Origin of the sequence: Streptomyces sp. NPDC001407 (assembly GCF_042895325.1) — a bacterium.
Taxonomy (GTDB): domain Bacteria; phylum Actinomycetota; class Actinomycetes; order Streptomycetales; family Streptomycetaceae; genus Streptomyces.
This window is the reverse complement of sequence record NZ_JBIAWF010000012.1, coordinates 214,746-221,677: the sequence shown is the minus strand read 5'-3', so window position 1 is coordinate 221,677 and position 6,932 is coordinate 214,746. Positions and strand designations below refer to the sequence as shown.

Below are 6,932 nucleotides of genomic sequence, written 5' to 3'. Positions count from 1 at the left end.
ACCTCTCCCACCACCCCGACCCCGGTCGCCTGAACCCCAACGACATCGGCCAGGTCACCCTCCGCACCGCCGAACCCCTCGCCCTCGACCCCTACACTCACGCCCGCCACACCGGCTCCTTCCTCCTCATCGACCCCGCCGACGGCACCACCCTCACCGCCGGCATGGCCGGGGAGGCGTTCGGCGGCAGCCGGGGCGGCATCGGCCGATGTGCCGGCCGATGAGCTCCACGCCGCTTCCCCGTCCCCGAAGTCCCGTCGCACCACCGCCGGGTGTGCCCTGACCGCACGCCCGGACCGTCGAGAGGAACCGCCGTCGTGCCTGCCTCCGCCCGTCCCGCCGCCCGCCGCCTCCTGGCGGCCGCTGCCGCCGTCCCCTTGCTGATCGGCGCGCTCGGCGCCTGTGGTTACGGCTCGCAGAAGGACTCCGGGAGCTCTCCCGGTGGCAAGAACACCACGGCCCAGGGCAAGGCGCTCTCCGCCGGTACGGTCCGGATCGGCTACTTCCCCAACATCACGCACGCGACGGCGCTGGTGGGTGACCATGAGGGGATCATCCAGAAGGAGCTCGGCGGCACCCAGCTCCGCGCGACGACCTTCAACGCGGGCCCGTCCGAGATCGAGGCGCTCAACGCGGGCTCGATCGACATCGGCTGGATCGGCCCCTCCCCGGCCGTCAACGGCTATGTGAAGTCCAAGGGCAAGAGCCTGCGGATCATCTCGGGCTCCGCGTCCGGCGGGGTGAAGCTGGTCGTCGACCCCAAGAAGATCTCCTCCCTGGACGACATCAGGGGCAAGAGGATCGCGACACCGCAGAAGGGCAACACCCAGGACGTCGCGTTCCTCAACTGGATCGCCGAACAGGGCTGGAAGGTCAACCCGCAGAGCGGCAAGGGCGACGTCTCGGTGGTCCGGACGGACAACAAGGTGACCCCGGACGCCTTCAAGTCCGGTTCCGTCGACGGCGCGTGGGTGCCGGAGCCGACGGCCTCGAAGCTGGTCTCCGAGGGCGGGAAGGTGCTGCTGGACGAGTCCGCGCTGTGGCCGGACAAGAAGTTCGTCATCACCAATGTGGTCGTGTCGCAGAAGTTCCTCGACCAGCACCCCGACGTGGTCGAGGCCGTGCTGCGCGGCTCGGTGAGGACCAACGCCTGGATCGCCGCGAACCCGGGCAAGGCCGAGGCGTCCGCGAACGCCGCGCTCGAGCGGCTCTCCGGCAAGGCGCTGCCCCGCGAGATCCTCGACCCCGCCTGGAAGAGCATCGCGGTCACCGACGACCCGCTGGCCGCCACCCTCCGGGCGCAGGCGGAGCACGCCGTCAAGGCGGGGCTGCTCCAGGCACCGGACCTGTCCGGCATCTACGACCTGACCCTGCTCAACAAGATCCTCAAGGCCGAGGGCAGGCCGGCGGTCGACGCCGCGAAGCTCGGCAAGCAGTAGCAGTCGTTCACCACCGCCCAGAACCAGGAGGTGACCGGATGGCCCCGGCACTGACCACCGACCAGTCCGGGACGGCCGTCGTCGACGACGACATACCGGCGGCCGTCCGGATCGACCATGTGCACAAGAGCTTCGGCCGCGCGGGCGCCGCGCAGCCCGTACTGGACGACATCACCCTCGACGTGCGCCCGGGCGAGTTCGTCTGCCTCCTGGGGGCGTCGGGCTGCGGCAAGTCGACGCTGCTGAACCTGGTCGCCGGGCTGGACCGGCCCACCGCCGGCAGCATCGAGGTGCCCGGCGGCCGCCCGGCGCTGATGTTCCAGGAGCACGCCCTCTTCCCGTGGCTGACCGCGGGCCGGAACATCGAACTCGCCCTGCGGCTGCGCGGGGTGCCGCGGGCGGGGCGGCGCGAGGAGGCGGAGCGGCTGCTGGAGCTCGTGCGGCTCGGCGGGGCGTACGGGAAGCGGGTGCACGAGCTGTCGGGCGGGATGCGGCAGCGCGTCGCGCTCGCCCGGGCGCTCGCGCAGGACAGCCGGCTGCTGCTGATGGACGAGCCGTTCGCCGCGCTCGACGCCATCACCCGCGACGTGCTGCACCACGAGCTGACCCGCATCTGGTCCGAGACCTCGCTGTCGGTGCTGTTCGTGACCCACAACGTCCGGGAGGCCGTGCGCCTCGCGCAACGGGTGGTGCTGCTGTCCTCGCGGCCCGGCCGGGTGGCGCGGGAGTGGACGGTCGACATCCCGCAGCCGCGCCGGATCGAGGACGCGGCCGTCGCGGACCTGTCCGTGGAGATCACCGAAGAACTGCGTGGGGAGATCCGCCGCCATGGCCAGCACTGACACCTCTCACCCGGCTCACCCGGCTCCTCCGGCGCGGTCGCAGGACCTCGCCGGGCTGGAGGCGGGACTCGACGCGCTGGAGTCCGTACGGGTCGAGCGCACGCCCTTCACACAGGTGCTGCTGCACAAGGTGCTGCCGCCGGTGGTCGCCGTCGTGGTGGTGCTGGCCGTGTGGAAGGTCCTGGTCCTCGCGCACGTCACCGACGACTACAAGCTGCCCGACCCCTCGGCGGTCGGGCGCAGCCTGGGTGATCTGTGGAGGCGGGGCACGCTCTTCGACATCATCTGGACGAGTGTCTCGCGCGGGCTGCTCGGCTTCCTCGCCGCGCTGGCCATCGGCACACCGCTAGGACTGCTGGTCGCGCGGGTGCGGTTCGTCCGCGCGGCGCTGGGCCCGATCCTGTCCGGCCTGCAGTCGCTGCCGTCCGTGGCCTGGGTGCCGGCGGCGGTGATCTGGCTGGGGATCACGGACTCGGCGATGTACGCGGTGATCCTGCTGGGCGCGGTGCCGTCCATCGCCAACGGCCTGGTGTCCGGCATCGACCAGGTGCCACCGCTGTATCTGCGGGCGGGCCGCACCCTCGGTGCCACCGGGGCGCGCGGCGCATGGCACATCCTGCTGCCGGCCGCCCTGCCCGGCTATCTCGCCGGGCTCAAGCAGGGCTGGGCGTTCTCCTGGCGTTCGCTGATGGCCGCCGAGCTCATCGCCTCGTCGCCCGACCTCGGGCTGGGCCTCGGGCAGTATCTGGAGAACGCCCGCACCGACTCCGACATGCCCGGCGTCCTGCTCGGCATCCTCCTCATCCTCTTCGTCGGCATCGCGATCGATCTGATCGTCTTCAGCCCGCTGGAGCGCAGGGTGCTGCGCGGCCGCGGGCTGGCGGCGGCGGGCCGGTAGGGCCCGGGTCATGGTCCTGCTCCTCGTCGCCCACGGCAGCCGCGACCCCCGGCACGCGGCGACGGTCGAGGCCCTCCGGGACCGGCTGGCCGCGGCGCGGCCGGAGCTGCGGGTCGAGGTGGGCTATCTGGACTTCTGCGTGCCGGACGTGCCGCTGGTGCTGGAGCGGCTCGCGGCGGAGGGCGTGCGGAACGTGATCGCGCTCCCCTTGCTGCTGACGCACGCCTTCCATGCCAGGACCGACATCCCGGCTGTCCTGCGCGAGGCGACGGCGGGGCTGCTCGGGCTGCGGGTGCGGCAGGCCGCGGTGCTCGGCCCGTCACCGCTGCTGACCGCGACGCTCGAAAGGCGGCTGCGCGAGGCCGGGTTGCGCCCCGGCGACCGGCGCTCGACCGGGGTGGTCCTGGCGGCCGCGGGCTCCTCCGACCCGGGGGCGGGCGCGGTGATCGCGGGCGTCGCGCGGGAATGGGAGCGCGCGGGGGGCTGGTTCGCGGTGCGGCCGGCCTTCGCGTCCGCGGCCGGGCCGCGGGTCGGCGACGCGGTACGCGCGCTGCGCGCGGCGGGGGCGCGCCGGGTGGCCGTCGCGCCGTACGTCCTCGCGCCGGGCCGGCTGCCGGACCGGATCGCGGAGGGTGCGGCGCCGGCCGACACCGTGGCGCGGGTGCTGGGCGCGGCGCGCGAGGTGGTGTCACTGATACTGCGGCGGTACGAGGAGGCCGTGGCCGCTTCCGTGACTTCTTCCGTGGCCGCTTCCGGAGGGCGGCCGGAGGAGCACGCGGCGGCCTTCCGGGGCTGACGGCGGTTCGTCGCGGCCTGTGGCCCGCCGCCGCCGGAAGGCGTGCGGGGAAGACGCGGGCCGGCCGTCGCACCCCGTGGGGGTGGGGAACGACGGCCGGCCGGCGATCAGGGAATCGCGGGGCCTACTGAACGACCTTCAGCAGCTTGTTCGGCGTGCCCGCGCCCGGGTTGGAGATCTTGTCCGGGGTGGCGCCCTGGGTGAGCGCCGAGGAGACCTGCTCGGGCGTGGCGTCCTTGTGCCCGCTCAGGTAGACCGCGGCGGCACCCGTGACGTGCGGGGTGGCCATGGACGTACCGGAGATGGTCTTCGAGCCCGAGTCGCTGTCGTTCCAGTCGGAGGTGATGTCCGAGCCGGGGGCGTAGAGGTCGACGACGCTGCCGAAGTTGGAGAAGTCGGACTGCTTGTCGTCCTTGGTCGAGGAGGCGACGGTGATGGCCTCCTTCACCCGGGCCGGGGAGCCCTGGCCCGCGTCCGTGGACTCGTTGCCCGCCGCGACGGCGAAGGTGACGCCGGAGGCGATCGCCTTCTGCACGGCCGCGTCCAGGGCCTCGTCGGCGCCGCCGCCGAGGCTCATGTTGGCCACCGAGGGGCCCTTGTGGTTCTTGGTGACCCAGTCGATGCCCGCGACGACCTGCTCGGTGGAGCCGGAGCCCTGACCGTCCAGGACCTTGACAGCCACGACCTTGGCCTTCTTGGCGACGCCGTGCTCGGTCCCGGCGATGGTGCCCGCCACGTGGGTGCCGTGGCCGTTGTCGTCCTCGGCCTTGTCGCTCTTGTCCACGGCGTTGAAGCCGTAGGACGCGCGCCCGCCGAAGTCCTTGTGGCTGATGCGCACGCCGGTGTCGATGACGTACGCGGTGACGCCGTCGCCCGCGCTGTCCGGGTAGGTGTACTTGCCGTCGCCCTTGGTCTCGGCCTGGTCGATCCGGTCCAGACCCCAGGACGGCGGGTTCTCCTGCGTGCCCTTGATGGTGAAGCGGTGGTTCTGGACGACCTTGGCCACGGCCGGGTCCGCGGCGAGCCGCTTCGCCCCGGTCTCGTCGAGACCGCTGGCGGAGAAGCCGTGGATGGCCGAGTCGTACGTGCGGTTGAGCTTGCCGCCGTACCGCGCGGCGAGGTCCTTGCCCTCGGCCGAGAGGGACTTGGCGCCGGCGCCCTTGGCGCTCGCGCCGTCCTTCAGCAGGACGATGTAGCTGCCGTCCACCGAGCCCTTGGCGCCGGCACCGAAGACGGTGCCCTCGGCGGGGGCGGGAGCGGCGCCGGCGGGCAGAGCCAGCAGGGTGGCTCCGGCCGTGACGGCCGTCGCGGCGGATATCGCCAGAACGAGCCGTCGCTTGCCGGCGCGCTTGTGAGTTGCCATGACGAGGTTTCCTCCTCGTGCGGAATGTGGGGGAATTGCGCGTGGGGCGCAATCGCCCGGAGCGACGGAAGGCATCACTCCGGGCGCTCCGAAACCCTGTCAGGATTGACGCGCTCAATTCAACATCCGAACGAAGGTGTGACATACGCAACTTCTTTGCGGAAATTCAAACCGCGCTGAACGACGGCAAATTGGACAGCATCCCGGCAATCACTGTCACGGTTTACTTGAAGGACATACGAGTAACAGGCGTGCAACTGTCTTTATGTGCAAGGCGTTTCACAGACGAGCCGCCGCAGCTCCCCGGCAACGCTTGGACAGCTATTGGGCGTTCGGAACAAACCGCTTCCGTGCCGCCCGCTTCGCACTCGCGATGCGTTGCGGTGCGGCCCCCGGGCTCCCCGGACGGCCGCACCGCGCCACGGGCCCCCGGTCCCGCCCGGCACCGGGCGGCAGGGGAGACTGTCAGTCGATCGGCTCGACAGCAGGTGAGGTACGACGTGACGGAAGCGGCGGAGACGGTGTTCGGGGAACGGAGAGCGCGCGCGCTCCTCGCGGCGGCGGTGCCGGAGGTGGCCGCGGCGGACGCGAGGCTGCTCACCCTCGGCGAGAACGCGGTCTTCGCCGTCGGCGACCTGGTGGCCAAGGTGGGGCGCGACGCCTCACTGCTGGTCCGGGCCCGCCACGAACTGCGCGTCGCCGCGTGGCTCGCGGACAGCGGCGTCCCCGCCGTACGGGCCGCCGAGCCCGCGCCGCGCGTGGCCGACGGCCACCCCGTGACGCTCTGGCACCGGCTGCCCGAGGCGCTGCGCCCGGCCACCACCGCCGACCTGGCCGAGCTGCTGCGCACGGTGCACGCCCTGCCGGAGCCGGACTTCGCGCTGCCGGCGCGGGAGCTGCTCGGCGGGGTCGAGCGCTGGCTGCGGCTGGCCGGGGACGCCGTCGATCCCGCCGACGCCGCCTATCTGCGCGAGCGGCGGGACGGCTTCGCGGCGGCGGCCGCCGCGCTGACCCCGCACCTGCCGCGGGGGCCGATCCACGGCGACGCCCTCCCGCGCAATGTGCACGTCGGGCCGGACGGTCCGGTCCTGGTCGACCTGGAGACCTTCTCCGGCGACCTGCGCGAGCACGACCTGGTCGTGCTCGCCCTGAGCCGGGACCGCTACGGCCTGCCCCTTCCCGCGTACGAGGCGTTCGTGCGGGTCTACGGGTGGGACGTGCGGGAGTGGGAGGGGTGCGAGGTGCTGCGGGGCGCGCGGGAGACGGCGAGCTGCGCGTGGGTGGCACAGCACGCGCCCGGCCGCCCGGGCGCCCTCGCGGAGTTCCGCAGCCGGGTGGCGTCCCTGCGGGCGGGGGACGCGATGGTGCGGTGGCATGCGTTTTAGTTGATGCGGGTGTTGGGTTCGGGTCCGTTTTTTGGGTGCGGGGGCGTTTCCGGGTGCGGGTCCGTTGCCGCCTGCGGCGGGCGGCCTCAAGCGCCGGCCGGGCTTGGGTTGTGGTGGGGGCCGGGGGGGGGGGGGCCCCGCGGGGGGCCCCCCCCCCCCGGGGGGGCCCCCCCCCCCGGCGGGGGGGGGGCCCCCCCCCCCCCCCCGTC

General features: G+C 73.1%; 6 protein-coding genes and 1 pseudogene. 6 read left to right on the top strand and 1 reads right to left on the bottom strand.

The window, feature by feature from the left end; translation table 11 throughout:
* The 5 genes and pseudogenes from ACFY1P_RS18775 to ACFY1P_RS18755 all read left to right on the top strand — a co-directional run.
* A pseudogene (locus ACFY1P_RS18775) lies at window positions 1-224 on the top strand (hypothetical protein); the annotation flags it as partial.
* 93 nt (window positions 225-317) lie between these two features.
* Entirely contained in the window at window positions 318-1,439 is a 1,122-nt protein-coding gene (locus tag ACFY1P_RS18770; protein WP_390751167.1) for an aliphatic sulfonate ABC transporter substrate-binding protein, read from the top strand.
* Between the two features lie 38 nt (window positions 1,440-1,477).
* Window positions 1,478-2,281, top strand: a complete 804-nt coding sequence (locus ACFY1P_RS18765; RefSeq protein ID WP_361535384.1) for an ABC transporter ATP-binding protein — start codon at window positions 1,478-1,480, stop codon at window positions 2,279-2,281.
* The gene (locus ACFY1P_RS18760; RefSeq protein ID WP_361535387.1) at window positions 2,268-3,179 is read left to right on the top strand and encodes an ABC transporter permease; all 912 of its coding nucleotides are present in this window, start codon (window positions 2,268-2,270) and stop codon (window positions 3,177-3,179) included. The genes ACFY1P_RS18765 and ACFY1P_RS18760 overlap by 14 nt, the downstream gene beginning before the upstream one ends.
* 10 nt (window positions 3,180-3,189) lie before the next feature.
* Window positions 3,190-3,975, top strand: a complete 786-nt coding sequence (locus ACFY1P_RS18755; protein WP_390751166.1) for a sirohydrochlorin chelatase — start codon at window positions 3,190-3,192, stop codon at window positions 3,973-3,975.
* Between the two features lie 124 nt (window positions 3,976-4,099).
* Here the strand turns inward: ACFY1P_RS18755 and ACFY1P_RS18750 are convergent, their stop codons facing one another.
* A complete protein-coding gene (locus tag ACFY1P_RS18750) occupies window positions 4,100-5,338 on the bottom strand; it encodes a S8 family peptidase (RefSeq protein WP_361530117.1) in 1,239 nt (412 codons plus the stop codon).
* A gap of 500 nt (window positions 5,339-5,838) precedes the next feature.
* On the opposite strand from ACFY1P_RS18750, the gene ACFY1P_RS18745 reads away from it, so the two are divergent.
* Complete coding sequence (locus ACFY1P_RS18745; protein WP_390751165.1) at window positions 5,839-6,723, top strand: phosphotransferase enzyme family protein; 885 nt, start codon at window positions 5,839-5,841, stop codon at window positions 6,721-6,723.
* Window positions 6,724-6,932: the final 209 nt, after the last annotated feature.